Here is a 15,107-nt window from a genome sequence, read left to right on the forward strand (position 1 = left end):
GCGCCCCCGGGGTCATCGTGAATGAAATTTCAGCACATGCCCGAGGTGTCATCCGGGGCCGAACACTCGAGGCCTCGAGCATGTGTGTGACGGAGCGGGAGTGCCTCCGATGAAGCGAAACCGGGCCGGATCATTGTCCGTCCGAACAATGCTCACCCCTGAGATCGGCCTGCGACCGCACAAAGTGGTCGAGTTCGACCACGATGAACAGGGCCGTGGCGGTGGCCACAGAGCGACCCTCGGAATCGTTCATCGTGGCCGTGAGATCCAGCTTGCGGCCGACTCGGCCTCTTACCCCTGCGCGCAGGACGTACGGGTTGGCGAGAAGTACTGGTGCACGGTAGTCGATCTCCAGGCGGCGCGTTACGGCGAGTTCACCAACGGTGTAGAGCAGGAAACCGAAAAGATCGTCGAGAACGGTCGCGACAGCCCCTCCGTGAGCTATCCCGGGAGCTCCCACGTGACGCTCGTCGAAACGGTGGTGAGCGATGACGCCGTTCTGCTCACGCTGCACCGCCAACTGATGTCCGTGCGGGTTCGCCGGACCGCAACCGAGGCAGTGGGGGTGGTGAGGCGGCAACTCCATCGTGTCGGCTCTCGGGACCCGAAACGCGCTGACCCAGCTCTCGATGTCGGGACCTGCCGACCCGGCGACCGGGTCCCCGAGATTGTCCATGTTCATGCCTCTCTGTTGATGACACTATGTCGTGCAGCCCAAGTCGTCGGTCTACCTGCCGTCGGAGAAGACGTGCACCGGCGGTGTCCGAACTGTCTGCCCCGACAGCGTGTCGAGTCAGGCGTGCGTCTCGGCCGGGGCGCGTCCCGCGCTTCACGCAGTAACCGGTCGACGACTCACAGGTGCCCGCAGCGACGCAGTCGCGACAACGGCCTCTAACGGAAGTGACAGCTTCGCGACGATCGGTTCACAGGTCTCGGTGGACGAGACCCCTGATCGTGGTGCCCGCCAGCGGTCTGTCATTCGCTCGGTGTCCGTCGCGCGCTGTGTTGCTCCGTCCACATCGAGCCTCCCGCGTGGTCCGTGGCAACTAGTGACCGTGAGGCAGCCTCCAGGGCGTCCACGAGCGCGGATTCGAGTGCGGGCAATTGGCTTACCGTTGTGGCCACCCTCGCAGCGCGGACCTGTGCGTCGACACCACGGTCCCTGCATGCACAGGCAGTCTCGGTCCATACTTGAGCGCACCGACCGGCCGCGGCAGCGAGATTCGCGGTCGCCTCGTTTCCGGTCAGGCGTGCTACCTCCTCGCATCCGTCGGCTAGTAGCCGGCGAAACAGACCGCCCCCGGTACCGGCTTTCTCAATGAACATACTGAGGCTGAACAGCAGGATCTCGAGGTCGTACACCGGGAGATCAACCCAGCCCCTCACGTCCTGTACCAATCGGTCGACCGCGACCAATCCTTGCTCCTGGGCCTCTGCCAGATCCGCAATTCCCGGTCTCGTCGGGTGGCGCATACTGACAGCGGACTGAGCGAAAGCCTCGGCCGCAACGGTCGCGATGTCAGGCAGTCTGTCCGGCCAGGTGATGCGGAAGGTGCAGTGACGAGTCGGTTGTGGAAAAGACGTGGATGAGCGTGCTCGCGCCAGGGCTTCGAACGGGATCTCCTGCACGTCGGCTCGGTCGTTGTCGACGACCGTCACCGTTCCCTCGGATTCGTCATAACCGATCACCACGATGTCGTGCCGGCTCATCTGTAGCTGAACTTTCAGGTAGGGCAGTTCCGCGATGTCACCCCACACCAAGGTGGGTCTACCTGCGTCGATCTCGTCTCGAACCCACGACCACCCCTGACGAGGATCGTCCGTGGTGAGAACTTCGACTTGTCCTCCCAGCCTGCGTGGCAGGTCGATCTCGAAATCGGCACCTCTGCCCACCAGGTACACAGGCGGAACAAGGCCATCCGATCGCAGGTAAGACAATCCCAGATCTCCACCGAGCGCGAACACCAGCCCTTCAGCGGGTGGTCTGCCCCACCCCAAGCCGTGCCAGTGCAAGAGGTCGCGCATGGCACCAGAACCACAGTGTCCACCGATCTGGTGGGGGTAGTTTTCGATCAGTCCGTGTGACATGTCAGTTCCTCTTCGGGTCGACATCGGTCGATGCAGATGGTGGACGCCGGCACGGTTCGTCCGATGTAACCGACGGTGCCGGGACGTCGGGCTGGGGGCCGCCGCCCGGGTCCGCGGCGGAATCAGAGACGCCGCGAGCGCATGTGAAGATCAGCGGTCCGTAGGTGTGCCGAAGCACGGTCAGAACCGCGCTCAAAGGCAGGTCATCGAAGACGCCGCGTTCGCGCACATACTCCATGTGTCGAGCACCGTCGGCGGTGAAGGGGTGCAGCAGGGCATCATGCCTGCCGTCGAATTCCATTGCCGGGACCCCGAATCGATCGCACAACTCGCTGTTGAACGCGGGCGTGGCCTTGAGCCACCTGCCCTCTATGTAGAGGCGACTATAACCGTGGTAGACGTACAGGTCCGTGCCCGTTGAAGTGCGCAACGCGTCGGTCTGCAGATGATTTCGCACGTCGGCGAAGCCCACCAACGCCGGAATTCCTACCGCGCGGCACACTGCGGTCAGCAGTACTGCTTTCGGAACGCAGTAGGCGCGACCCGTCTCAAGGACGAAGCTTGCGCGATAGTGGGCCGGATCGTCCGAGATGGCATAGGGGTCGTACCAGATCTGGTCGCGGACGGCCGCGAAGAGCCGCTTCACTTTGTCCCGGTCGGTGCGCGCCTCCCCAACTGCGGCGGCGGCGAACGCCTGGACGGACTCGTGGTCGATGTCGAGAAACTTGGTTGCCCCCAAGTACGATGTCGACGCCTCGTTCATGCAGACCTGCTGAACGAGAGTGCCGGCGAGGTGATATCTCGACGGAGCCTGTCTCTCTGGTACAGCTGCGGGAAGCATATTGACGTCGGAGTCCGGACCGTTCCCGCTTCGTCCGTCCCGGCCCCCGCGGCGCCGCTCACGAATGTCGACGTACGGGTCCCCGTCGCAGGTACTCGTCGGCGCCGTGTCGAGGGAGGCCGGCCGGGCAAGTTGCGAGGACTGGCGGAACCGTCGTGTTCGCGAACGTCCGCCGAGAGGTGGCGTTGGACGGTGGTCATCTGAGGTGCCTTCCCGAACAATGCGTAGCTTCTGCCGGATTCGCTGTCGTGTTCTCAACTGCGCGCGGAACCACCGACGACCAGGTCGGCCTTCACAACGGGAAGGTGGTTCGCGATGATCCGCTTGCTGAACATGAAGTCGCGAGGGCGTCTGATGCAGTCGGCCGCGATCAGTTCGCCGGAGTTGAGGTAGTAGCAGCTGAAGTCGCGGTCTCGGGTGGGGTCGCCACTGAGTACGACCTCGTCGTATCCGGTGTTGAGTCCGGCGATCTGCAGCTTGACGTCGTACTGATCGGACCAGAACCACGGGAGCGCCTCGATACTCCTGGTGTTCCCACAAATGGTCGAGGCGGCGACCTTGGCCTGCTCCCCTGCGCTCGACACGGACTCCATCCGTATACGCCGGCCATAACGGGCCATGCGGTGGCTCGCGCAGTCCCCGGCTGCCGTGATGTCGGGGTCGTCGGTCAGTGCATGGTCGTCTATCACGATGCCGTTGTCGACGAGGAGGCCGGCGCCGTCCGCGAGGTCGGTGTTCGGTTCGACACCGATGCCCACGATGACGAGGTCAGCGGGGATCGTGTCACCGCTGGTCAAGGTCACTTCCCTTACCGTCCTGTTGCCGGAAAGGCCTTCGACCCTTGCGTTGGTCCGGATGTCGACACCCTTCTCTCGGTGGATCCGCTCGAAGAAAGACGACACATCGGGTGCAGTGACACGCTCGAGGACACGAGTGGTCGCCTCGAGGACGGTGACGTGCAGGCCGAGCGCGCGCAGCGAGGCGGCAGTCTCCAGTCCTATGTACCCGCCGCCGACGATCACCACCCGCCGTCCGCGCGTGGCGGCCGCGCGGATGTTGTCGACGTCTGCTGCGGTTCGTAGGTAATGGACGCCACCGAGATCGGCACCCGGGACGTGGAGCCGACGAGGGCGGGCACCCGTGCACAACGCGAGCTTGTCGTACGCCATGACATCCCCGGAACCGAGAACGATGTGGCCAGCGGGGCGGTCGATCGCCTCCACACGAGCATTCACGAGCTCGATACACTGCTTGGAGTAGAAGTCCGCACTGCGGATCGAAATCTCACCCAGTCCACATCTGCCGGCCAAGTACGCTTTCGACAACGGTGGGCGTTGATATGGAGTCGCTGCTTCGTCCCCGATGAGGACGATCTCTCCGCTCCAGCCTTCTTGGCGCAGACTCGCGCAGAGTTGTGCTCCGGCATGGCTGGCGCCGATGACCAGGGCTCGCTGTGTCATGCGCCGGGCTTGGGTGTCAGACGCACCGTCATCTTGCTGATACCCCTCACGAAGTTGGACTGTACGTATTCCGGGTCGCCGACAACCTCGATGTTCTCAAATCGCGAAAGCAACTCTTCCCAGAGAATCCGCAACTGCATTTCAGCCAGCCGGTTGCCCATGCACCGATGTACCCCGAATCCGAAGGCGATGTGGTTGCGAGCGTTGCGCCGATCGATAACGAAATCGTCGGGTCGTTCGAACACGCGCTCGTCCCGGTTACCGGAGGCGTACCACATCACCACCTTGTCGCCTTTTCGGATGAACTGCCCGTTCAACACGGTGTCCACCTTGGCGATTCGGCGCATGTAAGCCAACGGTGTCTGCCACCTGATGATTTCGGACACCATATTGGGGATCAGATCGGGGTTGGCCTTCAACTTCTCGAACTGTTCCGGGAATTGATTCAGCGCGAGAACTCCACCGCTCATCGAGTTTCGCGTCGTGTCATTACCACCGACGATCAGCAGCACGAGGTTGCCCATGAATTCCATCGGACGCTTGATCAGATCTCTGGTGTCGTCGTTGCTCTGCAACATGGTGATCAGATCGAAGCCCGGTTCCTCCTGTTCCGACCTCCTCGCCGCCTTGTCGTGCCAGAGCTCGCTGAGACCGCGTGCCATCTCCCGCATGCCGTCAAACACCTCGTCGAGGTCCGAGGGGCCGCCGTTGGCTTGTTCCATCGAGGTGGCAAGATCTGACCATTCGACGAGCTTGCGGCGTTGCTCGTAGGGGAAGTCCAACAGGGTGGCGAGCATCCGGGCGGTCAGCTCGATCGACACGTTCTGAACCCAGTCGAACGGTTCGTAGAGAGGGAGGTCGTCGAGCACCTCCCTGACGCGCGATCGGATCAGACTCTCCATGTCCCGCAGGTTCTTCGGGGCGACCACACCCTGAACCGCCGCCCGCTGCCTGTCATGACGCGGTGGGTCCATCGCTATAAACATCTCGATATCCAGAAAGCGCGGTGGCACACCGATGACGATGAATGGCTCGGCGGAGAACGCCGCATGATTCTTGTCGACCGCCACGATATCGGCGTGGCGCGTGACGGACCAGAACGGGCCGAATGGGCTGTTGGGTTGATAATGCACGGGCGCCTCGTTGCGGATGCGCTCGAAATACGACTGCCACCGCCCCTGTCGATACAGGAAGGGGTTGCTCAGATCGATAGCGGCTAGTTCGACCTCTTCGACAGGTGGGAGGGGGCTCTCGACGAACAACTTGGTACCGTTTGTTCCCGTCACCCGGCGCCGCGCCTTGTCATAAGCGTGTGCGCCCCGGATCTGCAGATCCATAGGGATGGCCGACTGAATCTTGTCACCGATCATCCCGGAAACCTTCATCGCCGTTCTACCTACCTTCATCGTGGTCACAGCTGAAACTCGGGTGTTCGAACGACCAGGCCGTCCCATTCTTCCGAGCACACCATCTGGCAGGAGAGCCGAGAGGTCGATTGACGTTCCGGATTCATCGCGAGCATCTCTTCCTCGTCCGCGCCGGATAGTCCGACCATCGCAGACCATCGCGGATCGACGATGACGTGGCAGGTGCCGCACGCAGTCTCCCCACCACAGTCTCCGTCGATTCCGGGGATCGCGTTTTCGGTCGCGGTCTGCATTAACGATTGCCCTGTGACCAGCGACGCCTCGTGCTCTGTGCCGTCGTGGGAAACAAATTTGACAACTGCCATGACAACTCCTCGTGTGTACGGATGCGACATGCACGGGTGAGAGCCCGGTCGCAAGCCCTTGCCCGAAGTTTCGTCGCCCATCAGCGATAGGGCTATGTTGAGCGGAGTCGAAAACATGTGAATTCAGCTCAGGGGGTCCAGATGAGTCTCGGAGACGAGGGGATCCCGCCGCTTGCGTTCGTGCAGCTCCTCGAGCAACGCGCGCTCGATTCGGATGCCGCCTCACGCCTGCGTGCCATCATGCGTCGCGAGGGCACCGATGAAGCCACCCTGATCCGGCACGACATCCAAGTCCCGATACGTTGGTTCCGGGAGGTCTACCCCGAGCTCGATATCGACCAGGCCATCGTGTTCGGCATCGCGTTCGCCGAAGAGGCGCAGCTGACGTCCTTCGGTCCGCTGAGCGCTCCCTTGATCAGTGCCGGCTCGGTGGCCGAGATCGTCGAGCTGCTCACCTATCTGCCGTTGATCTCGACGGCGCTGAGGTCGCAGTTCAACTCCAGTGGCAACGGCCTCTCGGTCGGGCTCACCGCGAACACCGGTGACCCGGCACTCGACTGCCTTGTGGTGACCTACGGCGGGTGTGCGCTGCTGCGACTGCTCGACATGTTGGCAGGGGACATGTCCTCGGTGAAACTGCACTTGAGCTGGCCCGCGCCGACCGTGATGGCTGGTCACCCGTCCGTCTCAGCGGAACGACTGTCCTTCGACGCTCCGGTCTCGTTCGTCGAAGTCCCCGAAGACACCCTGACAATGGCTTGCCGATTCTCGGACCCTCTCTCGTACCGACTCGCCATCGCCGATCTTCAACGAACCTTCGCAGAGCGCACCGGAACGGCGTCATTCTCGGAGAGAGTGCGTCAGATTCTGCAGAAAGACCCCGGCCAGCCATCCCACCATTGGATAGCACGTCAGATGGCGATCTCCACCAGCACTCTCAAGCGGCATCTTGCGGCAGAAGGGACCACATACCGGGGATTGCAGCAGTCGATGCTGCACGAACGCGCAGTACTTCTCCTACTCGATCGCACGATGTCCGTGAGTGAGGTCGCTGCGGAACTTGGGTACAGCGATGCGGCCAATTTCTCGCACGCCTTCAAGCGGTGGACAGGACGGTCTCCCAGAGAATTCCGAAATCCCTACCACTACTGAGCACCTCACTCGAAGCGGTGGGCCGGCGAGTGTGCGGACACGCATGACCGTCATGGAGCATCGACCCACCGACATCAACCTCCCTGCTCCGCGATGGTGTCATTCGGCCGGAAGTGGTCGACAGGGTCGCCCATACTGGTGGACATGGACGCGCACAACGCGCACCGCGCCACAAAGGGCTCGGTGCGGGCGAACGACCCGCCCCCCGTTCGGTGGGGACACCCGGAGCAGGACGCCGATGTGCGCACCGCACTCGGCACCTCTGTCGACACCGACGCCGGGCTCGACCGGGCTCTGCGGTCGCTGGTGGCGTTGTCGTCGAAGGCCATCGACGGCGCCGCCAGTTGCGGCGTCACCGTGCAGGTGGCGAACCGAGTGTTCACCGCCGTGCACAGTGATGCCCGGACCCTGCGGGTCGATGCCGATCAGTACGAGATCGGGTCGGGCCCGTGCCTGCACGCGGCCCGCACCGGGGACGTCGTGCGGGTCGACCGCGGCGAGGCCGAGAAGCGGTGGCCACGATTCGCCGACGTCGCCCGCGAGGAGAACATCCGCTCGTTCCTCGCGGTGCCGCTGGCCACCGAACGCGTCAGGTTCGGATCCCTCAATCTCTACGGCGAAGCATCATCGGCATTCACCGACGCCGACGTCGACACCGCCGTCGGGTTGACCCGGGTGCTGGCGGAGGTCCTTGGTGACTACGACCGGTTCGACACCCTCCGCACCGAGGTGCAGGGTCTGCGGGACGCACTCGAGCATCGCGGGCCGATCGAGCAGGCCAAGGGCATCCTGATGGCGGTGCACGGCGTCACCGCCGACGAAGCCTTCCGGGTGCTGGTCGAACGATCACAAGCGGTCAACCGCAAGGTCCGCGACCTCGCCGACGACCTGATCGAGTCCGTCGCGCGCCCGCAGAAACCTCCCGGCTGATGACGTCCCGGCGCCGACCGGATCTTCGAGCCCGTACCGATGTCGTCAGGAACGGACGTCCGCCTGACCGGGGACGGACGCCGCGCGTGGATAGTGCCCGTCGGGTGCGTTGCTGACGATCAACGTGCGTCCACGAAGAACTGCCGGCAACATCGCCCGCCACCGCACCGCTTCGTCGAGATCGGTGCTCGTCCACAACGCGGAGACCAACTCGTCGCACCCGGCGGACCGCGGAGTCCGTAGCTCGACGGTATAGACGTACGGCAGCGGATCCGGCGTCGCCAGGAGCGGTTCCCATTCGTCGGGCGCGACCACTCCCCCGTCCGGGTGCTCGATGTACCGGACGCGCCCGCCCCACGCGTCACGGTAGGCGCGCGCCACCTCTACGGCAGCCGCCAACGATGCCGCCGATCGAATGATCACGGTGTCCCGGTCGTCGATCAACCACACCAGAAACGGCCCCGGCCCGACATCGGAACCGGACCCCGAGCCGACGCCGTCGTACGGGTGCACGAGGTCGAGAAAATCGCAGGAACGCGGAGTCTGATGAGAGCGGTGAACCATACCGATAATTCGAATGCTTCGCCTAATCGGATGCCGTGCTCGTAATCACAATCGAATCGGCGGGCGCTGCCCTACCCACGTCCCGACAGCCGAGACAGCCCTCATCGTGGATGCGGCGCAAATCACCTGACACCTTAGCTGATTTTCGAGCCAGCGGTTGATCAGTTCGGTTTTTTTGCCCGCAACGATCAGTCTGACGTCAGCAAGACTTCCCGCGTCGGCGAATGTGTCCGTGTTTGGTATGCGGCGACGACGTGATCGGCTAGACGCCCCCTGTCGGACACTTCAAACCCCTGTCCGCGTGCCCAGGTGCGTATCGCTGCCGAGTTCGCGCGATCTGCGGCCGTGCGTCGCCGCCCGCTCGACTGCTTCGCAGCCGGTCGTCCGCGCCCACTCCACTCGGTGAGCAGGCCATGCACCCGAGCTGCATTGTCCTCGGATAGGTCGATCTCGAACCACGTCCCGTCATAACCGAACACAATGGTCTCGTGTGCGACACTCCCGTCGATATCATCGAGCACTGTCACATCTACCCTACGAACCACCACGAACTCCTCTGCGAAACGACGTCGACCGGCGCACGACCGTTCGAGCCGGTCAACGTCGCTGCATCGAATGTCCGGACATCGGTCAGGCCGCCTCTCACCGTTGAGCTACTCGGCACTCGGGGAGCAGGGTGCGCCCGGTGTGGTAGCCCGCGCAACGAGAGCGTGCCGCACTGGCGCAGAGATCGTTGGGACGATCATCACCTGGGTGTCGATGTTCAAGTCGCCCTGTGCTGGACGGCGCTGTCGATGTTATTGTTATTCATTCTCGTGTTTACGGCAAAGCCCCACGTTCGGCTTAGCTCGGTGCGAGCCGCTCTTCGATCTACCCGCGAATACCTCCTCAGGTCGGGACGATCGACGTGTTGACCTCCGGCCCGTCTTAACGTCCACCGCGATCGGTAGTGAAGTCGTAGCTCTGACTACGGTCTCCAGGTGTCGCCGACGGCGCTTTGATGGGCGCTTGCATCGAGGTGCTGTAGAGCACAGCGGCATTGGAAGTGTCAGTGACCATGTGCGCATCGATCGCTTCGGTGTAGAGGCCTGCGATGGTCAGTTGGGCTCTGTGCTGTTCGCGGCGTTGCGTGGTGTCCCATCCGAGTGTGGTCGACGAGAGGTGTTGTGCGGGCGGCGTTGTCCGCGATTCCGGGTCATTGAGAATTGATCGGTTGGCGTTCTCATCGGCCTGGTGGTCGCGCTCGGCACGGTCCGCGAGCTCACGTTCCACGCAAGCTGCGACGACTGCGGTGTTCACGGTGTCGCGTAGCGCGGTGAGGTCGACGCCTTTGTCGGTGCGCAGCCGGTCCTCGATGCTGACAGCGGCCCGTTCGGCGACGGGGGAGGCGTCCTTCCAGGTGTGCGCGACTCGGACGGCGTCGACGATCTGCGCATCGGCGGCGGTGGCCCACCACTGCCGGTTAATGGTGTTGCGCAGGAGCGCTTCTGCCGAGCGTTGTTCGGCGTTCAGCCGCCCGGCCAGGGCTCGTGATCGTGCTTCCGACGCGGCGGCCGCGGTGCGCAGGGTTTGCTCGCGGCGGCGGGCGAGGGCTTCAGCGACCTGCATTGCGACCTGGACCGCGGTGCGCAGGACCATGCCAGTCTGGCGGGAGAGCTGTTCGTGTTCGTCGTCGGCCATGAGTGCTCCTCGGTTCAGGGGGTTTACGGGTTTTTCTGGAAGGTGAAGGTGCCGTCAGGCAGGGGACACAGGTGAATCGGCAGTGTGGAGCGCCAGCAGCTCGTCAGGAATGGCGATGCTCGGAAGCGGGTGCACCTGCCGATGCTCGGGAGTGCAGTCCTTGAAGGTGCCGTCCGGGGACAGCATCCTCGACATGTGGTGATCGGCGTGGTCCTTCCACCACACACTCATCCCGGTGGCCGGATCCAGCCGCAGGTACTCCCACGCCCGCCACAGTGCGTCGACGCGGGCGCGGGCTTCGGGGTGCAGGAACCAGCTCGGGCACCACCGCAGCGCCGGGTGGTCGATGGTCTTGCGCCGGTACGCGGGGGCGAGGAAGTCGGCGAAGAAGCGGTACGCGTTCGGGTAGTACGGGCCCCGAGTCTCGGGGTCGGCTTGCTCCCCCGCTGTGCCCGTCTCGTCACCAGAATGACTCTCCTGCAGGTCGTCTCGATCGTCGTCGGCTGGTGCTGCATCACCCGGCCAGGAGCCGTTCGTGTCGGTGTCCGGGTCGAACTCGTCGCTCACGAGTTGACCACCGTTCCCGGCCGGGGAACTGCGACCGAGTGCTTCGTCGGCGGTGGGAGGAGCGACGTGGCGTCCGCCGGATCGGGGTCGTCGGCGCTGGGATACACGGCGGGGTCCTGGCCGGCGCGGACCAGGGCGTCGGCGACGGCGCCGGCGAACGGCCCGGTGTACCAGGGCATCGTCTCGATCAGCGCCGGTGGGCATTTCGCGGCGCGCAAAATCGCTCGCCCCGCGGGGATCGCTTCGAGGGCGTCGGCGGGGAGGGTGCGGATCTTCTGCCGTTGCTGCGAGCTCGATCGCCCGGAGGAGTTGGTGGAGACGGTCTGGCTCATCTCCCAGTGATCGCCGAGGGCGGCGGAGGTGTTCTCGAGGAACCGGCCGTCGTCGGTGGATCCGCCGCCGCCGTACACGCGGATCGTCGAGGCGCCCCACAGTTTCTTCATCCCGCCCTGGCCGAAGCACTCCTCCCCTTGGGACCAGGACTGCAGGATGGTGGTGACGGTGATGCCGCGGGAGCCGAAGTGGCTGTACAGGTTCGGCAGCTGCCGCCACCGCACCACGTTCGCCGCCTCGTCGAGCGCATAGGTCGCCGGCACCCGGAGCCGCCCGGCGGGTATGTGCCGTTCCGCTGGGGTGGCGGTGGCCCGGTCCACCAGGGCGTCGGTCACGGCGACGGTCAGCGCGGTGACCAGGGCGCCGCACTCGTTGGCGGCGTCCTCCATCGACAAGCAGAACAAGGTCGGTGCGTCCTCGGCGGCGAACGCCGCGGGGTCGAACTCCGGGCGGGTGTCGCGCTCCCCCATCCTGCTGATCCACGGGTGGATCTCGGCGTAGGCGAGGGCGCCGAGCATGTTCGCGGCGGTGGCGAACACTCCCCCGCGTTGCTTGTCGGGGGCGTTGTACTGGGCGATCATCGACTCCGCCCACCGGGAGAACCCGTGAGCCCGGAGCAGACGCACCGGTTCCTGGTTCTCCGGCGTCGTCGCCCAGGTGTAGACGATCGGCAACGGCAGACCCTCCAGCGCGGCGGCGAGGAGGAACCCGGTCACGAGCCGCTGCCCCATGGGGTCGAAGAACGGCTCGCGCTTCGTGTTCTCCCCCGTCAACGACGACGCGAAGATGCCGGCGAGGGTCGCCGCTTTCGTCTCCTGCGCCGACCGACCCATCGTGGCGACCACATCCTCGCCCAGCAGTTCCGCCAGCTCCGCACGGCGACTGTCGGATTCGTCGGTGTCGGTGATGCCCTGCGTGGTCGACGGCCGCGCGGAGCGCACCCAGGTCAGCGGGTCGTAGAACCACCGCGGCAGCTCCTGCGCCACTCCTTGCGGGTCGAACACCCACACCGGGCCCTTCTCGGCCCGGTACGCGCGGGTGGTGTCGACGACATCGCGCTTGTTGGAGGTGGTCAGCACGGCGCCGCGGGCGGCGAGGAGCTGAGGGATGATCACGCAGCTCGTCTTGCCCATCCGCGGTCCCCAGATGTGGGTGGCGACGTCCTCCGGCCCGGCGTACAGGGTGATCCCGAACTTGTTCGGACCCAGCACCACCCGACCCAGCGGGGCCGCCACGGGCTGATCGGCGGCGACGGGGTCACCCAGCCGGGCGATCTCCGCCCGTAGGGCCTTCTCCCCCAGCCGCGCCACCTCCCGGGGGCGGCCGAGGAACCGGCCGGCGTCGTCGACGCGGGTCACCCGCCGCCGCCGCGTCATCGCCCACACCGCGCCGGCAACGACCACCAGCAGACCGGTGATCCCGACCGCGGCGGCGATGATCGTCGCCCCCGTCGGCCACACCAGCGACCCATTCGCCAGCGCTGTCATTAGCGCGAACGGTGACCCGGGAACGTCCTGGTCGATTCCGGACAGCGGGCCGCCCAGGTGCAAGGCGGCTTCTGCGCCGCCGTAGGCGAGGGCGGCGGTGACGATCGCGCCGCCGGTCATGGCCAGCATCGGGTCGACACCGGCATTCGGGTTCCTCGCGCCTCTCTCTGTGCTCATGCGATGACTCCTCCTTCTTTCCCGTGGGTGGAGCCGACGAGGTCGGCGACGAGGCGTTGCGCTTCGACGAGTTCCGCACGCAGGCGGGTGATCTCGCCGTTCTGTTCACTCGGCATCAGGGGCCGCTCGTCGGTGACGCCTTGGGCTTGCCGGTACCACCACCGGACGGTGTTGGGGTGCAGGGACAGGTGCGCGGCGACCGCTTCGATGGCCGCCCACGTCGAGCGGGCCGTGGGAAGTCGGTCTGTCACCATCTGCACCGCCCGGTCGCGGATCTCCGCCGGATACGGCTTGCCTCTCATCGCCCGCCGCCGCCGACGTGGGCGAAGCGGGCGTTCGTGTCGTGGTACCCGGCGGCGGCTTCGGTGGCGGTGATGACGGTTTGCAGCACCACCCCGGGTCGGCGGGCGGTGCCGATGCGCAGCAGGAACTTCCCCCGGCCGGGTGGAGGCAGTTCGTGGCCGGCGTCGTCGATGCCGGCCGGGGTGGACCACGACGACACGAGATCCCGGTCCTGTTGCGTGAACGGGATGATGCCGTCGAGCTTGTCCATCTCCTGCGTCGGCAGTCCGCCCACGATGACGGCCCCGGCGCGTTCGATGAAGCCCTTGGCGCGGCTGATGTCGACGGCGGTGGCGAGGGTTTCCAGGTCCGCGACGGTGTGGGTGATCATCAGCAGCGCCGTTCCCATCGTGCGGGTCAGGCGGGTGAGCTGATCGACGCGCAGCACCATCTGCGAGCCTCCGGCCAGAACTCGCCACAGTTCGTCGAGCACCACCAGGAACGTGCGTTTCTCCCGCAGGCCGACGTCGGCGAGGACGTGGGCGGCTTCGACGGCGCCGAACGCGTCCGACCAGCAGGCGAGCATGATCGCCGCTTCCAGGGTCGGGTCCTCGGTGCCGATGGAGGAGACGTCGACGCACACCGCGACCGGCGGCCGCTCCCCGGCGAGGTCGAGAGCCGTGGTGGTCTGGCGGGAGAACACTTCGCCGAGCTCGCCGTCGAGGAGACCGATCAACGTCTCGAGCAACCCCTCGACCTTGGCGGCGTACTTATCGGGGTCGTCGACGCTGATGGTCTTGCGGGCCAGTTCCGGTGAGCCCTTCTCGATGAGGGTGAACAGATCCGACAGCAGTGGCGGATGCTCGGGGGTGAACCGGGGATCGGCGTCGAGGACGCGCAACGCCACGGCGAGGACGTTCGACTCGGACTGGGTGAGCGGGCCACCACGTTCGAGCTCGCACAGCCCCGACACCAAGCGACGGCGGCGCTGCAACACCTGGGCGGCGACCTTGCGCTGCACGTCAGGAAAATCGTCGAGCAGTGGGAGGATCGAGCCGAGTGCGCCGACAGCGAGCGGGTTGAGGTATCCCTCGCCGTGGCCGAGGCGGATCACCAGGCCGCCGTAGTACTCGACCAGCGCGGCTTCGTCGGGTTTGAGGTCCGCGGGAATGATCGGGATCTGTCCCTGCGCGATCGCGCCGGCCACCATGATCCGGGCGACGGTTGACTTGCCGAGGGACGGTAGTCCGAGGATGAACAGGGACGGTGTGTTCTGTTGGCGCGGTGAGCGATACACCGCGGAGACAGGGTCGTAGCAGACGGCTTGCCCGCTGTCGGGGTCCACACCGAGGGGTGTTCCGGACTGGGGGTGGCCGGTGCCGACGTAGAACGGCCACGGTCCGCACGCCTGATCGGTGGTGGCCCGGAAGCTGGCGGGGCGGTCCACCACGGACATCCGGCCACCGCCGCGGCCGTCGAACCCGCGGGTGCGCAGCGGCAGCGCCTTACGCCACCCGCTGGTCTTGCGGTCGGTGCGGGACGGGTCCCGTTCGCGGACAGCTCGTTTGACTTCCTCCGCCTCGGCCTTAGCGGCCGCTGCGGCTTCGATGCGGCGGCGGGTGGCGGCGGCTTTCATCGGGTCTGTAACGGAGCGGGACTGCTTCGCGGGTCGGAGCTGACCGGAACCGGTCAGGTCGGAGATGCGGCGGCGCAACGATACCGAGCGGACCTGGGACACCGGGCCGAGCGGGGAGCGGAGCATGGAAGGTACCTCCTAGGAGTGGACGATGAGAAACGTCGGTGTCAGCCGCGCA

15 protein-coding genes are annotated in these 15,107 nt (G+C 65.4%); 2 read left to right on the forward strand and 13 right to left on the reverse strand.

The window, feature by feature from the left end:
• Nucleotides 1–130: 130 nt before the first annotated feature.
• The 6 genes from ACY466_RS20525 to ACY466_RS20550 all read right to left on the reverse strand — a co-directional run bounded on the left by ACY466_RS20525 (nucleotide 131) and on the right by ACY466_RS20550 (nucleotide 6,121).
• Nucleotides 131–676, reverse strand: a complete 546-nt coding sequence (locus tag ACY466_RS20525; protein ID WP_222647708.1) for a PaaI family thioesterase — start codon at nucleotides 674–676, stop codon at nucleotides 131–133.
• 299 nt (nucleotides 677–975) lie between these two features.
• Nucleotides 976–2,088, reverse strand: coding sequence for a BtrH N-terminal domain-containing protein (locus ACY466_RS20530; RefSeq protein WP_222647624.1), 1,113 nt, complete (start codon nucleotides 2,086–2,088; stop codon nucleotides 976–978).
• 1 nt (nucleotide 2,089) lies between these two features.
• The gene (locus tag ACY466_RS20535; RefSeq protein WP_463252410.1) at nucleotides 2,090–2,851 is read right to left on the reverse strand and encodes a transglutaminase-like domain-containing protein; all 762 of its coding nucleotides are present in this window, start codon (nucleotides 2,849–2,851) and stop codon (nucleotides 2,090–2,092) included.
• A gap of 332 nt (nucleotides 2,852–3,183) precedes the next feature.
• On the reverse strand, nucleotides 3,184–4,389 hold the full coding sequence (locus ACY466_RS20540; protein ID WP_463252411.1) for an NAD(P)/FAD-dependent oxidoreductase: 1,206 nt from the start codon (nucleotides 4,387–4,389) through the stop codon (nucleotides 3,184–3,186).
• Nucleotides 4,386–5,774, reverse strand: coding sequence for a cytochrome P450 (locus ACY466_RS20545; RefSeq protein ID WP_463252478.1), 1,389 nt, complete (start codon nucleotides 5,772–5,774; stop codon nucleotides 4,386–4,388). Before ACY466_RS20545 ends, ACY466_RS20540 begins: the two co-directional genes overlap by 4 nt.
• A gap of 26 nt (nucleotides 5,775–5,800) precedes the next feature.
• Entirely contained in the window at nucleotides 5,801–6,121 is a 321-nt protein-coding gene (locus tag ACY466_RS20550; protein WP_222647627.1) for a 2Fe-2S iron-sulfur cluster-binding protein, read from the reverse strand.
• Between the two features lie 141 nt (nucleotides 6,122–6,262).
• On the opposite strand from ACY466_RS20550, the gene ACY466_RS20555 reads away from it, so the two are divergent.
• Nucleotides 6,263–7,273 carry an AraC family transcriptional regulator gene (locus ACY466_RS20555; protein WP_222647628.1) on the forward strand — a complete coding sequence of 337 codons (1,011 nt, stop codon included), beginning with the start codon at nucleotides 6,263–6,265 and terminating at the stop codon, nucleotides 7,271–7,273.
• 144 nt (nucleotides 7,274–7,417) lie between these two features.
• Nucleotides 7,418–8,203 carry an ANTAR domain-containing protein gene (locus ACY466_RS20560; protein WP_463252412.1) on the forward strand — a complete coding sequence of 262 codons (786 nt, stop codon included), beginning with the start codon at nucleotides 7,418–7,420 and terminating at the stop codon, nucleotides 8,201–8,203.
• A gap of 45 nt (nucleotides 8,204–8,248) precedes the next feature.
• Here the strand turns inward: ACY466_RS20560 and ACY466_RS20565 are convergent, their stop codons facing one another.
• From ACY466_RS20565 to ACY466_RS20595, 7 genes are all read right to left on the reverse strand, one after another.
• Complete coding sequence (locus ACY466_RS20565) at nucleotides 8,249–8,767, reverse strand: hypothetical protein (RefSeq protein ID WP_463252413.1); 519 nt, start codon at nucleotides 8,765–8,767, stop codon at nucleotides 8,249–8,251.
• 188 nt (nucleotides 8,768–8,955) lie between these two features.
• Complete coding sequence (locus ACY466_RS20570; RefSeq protein ID WP_463252414.1) at nucleotides 8,956–9,315, reverse strand: histone-like nucleoid-structuring protein Lsr2; 360 nt, start codon at nucleotides 9,313–9,315, stop codon at nucleotides 8,956–8,958.
• A gap of 379 nt (nucleotides 9,316–9,694) precedes the next feature.
• Nucleotides 9,695–10,447, reverse strand: a complete 753-nt coding sequence (locus ACY466_RS20575) for a hypothetical protein (protein WP_463252415.1) — start codon at nucleotides 10,445–10,447, stop codon at nucleotides 9,695–9,697.
• Nucleotides 10,448–10,501: 54 nt separating this feature from the next.
• The gene (locus ACY466_RS20580; protein ID WP_463252416.1) at nucleotides 10,502–11,014 is read right to left on the reverse strand and encodes a DUF4913 domain-containing protein; all 513 of its coding nucleotides are present in this window, start codon (nucleotides 11,012–11,014) and stop codon (nucleotides 10,502–10,504) included.
• On the reverse strand, nucleotides 11,011–13,011 hold the full coding sequence (locus tag ACY466_RS20585) for a type IV secretory system conjugative DNA transfer family protein (RefSeq protein ID WP_463252417.1): 2,001 nt from the start codon (nucleotides 13,009–13,011) through the stop codon (nucleotides 11,011–11,013). The genes ACY466_RS20580 and ACY466_RS20585 overlap by 4 nt, the downstream gene beginning before the upstream one ends.
• Nucleotides 13,008–13,313 (reverse strand): transposase, encoded by a 306-nt coding sequence (locus ACY466_RS20590; protein WP_463252418.1) that lies wholly within the window; start codon nucleotides 13,311–13,313, stop codon nucleotides 13,008–13,010. Before ACY466_RS20590 ends, ACY466_RS20585 begins: the two co-directional genes overlap by 4 nt.
• Nucleotides 13,310–15,055, reverse strand: coding sequence for a hypothetical protein (locus ACY466_RS20595; RefSeq protein ID WP_463252419.1), 1,746 nt, complete (start codon nucleotides 15,053–15,055; stop codon nucleotides 13,310–13,312). The genes ACY466_RS20590 and ACY466_RS20595 overlap by 4 nt, the downstream gene beginning before the upstream one ends.
• Nucleotides 15,056–15,107: the final 52 nt, after the last annotated feature.

This window comes from Rhodococcus sp. K11/5 (genome assembly GCF_055193735.1).